This is a genomic window from Hungatella sp. SL.1.14, from assembly GCF_024460495.1.
GTDB classification, from domain to species: Bacteria; Bacillota; Clostridia; order Lachnospirales; family Lachnospiraceae; genus Hungatella; species Hungatella hathewayi.
The window spans coordinates 1-308 of record NZ_JANFYJ010000254.1 but is presented as its reverse complement, the minus strand read 5'-3'; the positions used below and the strand labels follow the sequence as shown (position 1 = coordinate 308).

Genomic DNA, 308 nt, shown 5'->3' with positions numbered 1-308 from the left:
GTTTCTATATTGAATATTCTGTCTCGCCGGTCACCTGGCAGGGAAAATGGAGGAGATGGTACGGGACATGGTATAACCGGTATTCGAAAAGCATGGTCCCCGGGGAAGGCAATTTGAGATACAAAATATGGAATCCACTGGATCACTGGGATCATAAGTTTGTAAACGGTGAAAATGACAGAGACGGCGTATGGTCCGTGGAAACTCTGGACCTTGGCGCGGGAGGCGACCCGTCAATGGGAATACCCGCCGTATCCCACTCCATTGATTTGATAGAGTATGGCCTGTCAGAGGAGCGGTATCAGGAG

The 308-nt window shown here is 50.0% G+C and carries 1 pseudogene; it reads left to right on the top strand.

Annotated features, from left to right (window positions below):
- Positions 1 to 113: 113 nt before the first annotated feature.
- Positions 114 to 308: pseudogene (locus NE473_RS30885) on the top strand (DAPG hydrolase family protein); the annotation flags it as partial.